1 pseudogene is annotated in these 372 nt (G+C 41.7%); it reads right to left on the bottom strand.

Going from position 1 to position 372, the window contains the following annotated elements:
- Positions 1 to 372, bottom strand: a pseudogene (locus tag LI126_RS14590) (hypothetical protein); the annotation flags it as partial.

The raw sequence follows: 372 nt of genomic DNA, 5'->3' as shown, positions 1-372 counted from the left end.
ATAATTCGGTAGTAGTCACGTACTTGCGCGCTCAGCCGACGAACGCCATAGTCGCCCTCAAAATATTCAAACAGGCCCTTGATGACGGATTTAAGCTCTTCTTCGGCTTCATCAGGGTGTTCAAACTTAGCCTGCCAATACTGGTAAGTCGACATAGAGATTGGCAGTGCTTCAATCAGGTCTTTCAAACGATATTTTGCCTTGAGGTCATAAATTACTTGGGCAAGTTCTTTTTTGGATGCTTTCTCAAGGCTGCCAATTTTTTTGAGGCGTCGAGTTGAATCTTTAAGGATAAGTTCTCTTTTTGGAGAAGCTGATTCTGTTTCTTTAAACGTTGAATCTCTTTCTCGTGATTTGAGCTCATGTTTTGAT

This window comes from Mediterraneibacter sp. 210702-DFI.5.30, assembly GCF_020560115.1.
Classification (GTDB): Bacteria; Bacillota; Clostridia; order Lachnospirales; family Lachnospiraceae; genus Mediterraneibacter; species Mediterraneibacter faecis.
This window is presented reverse-complemented; position numbering and strand designations above follow the sequence as displayed.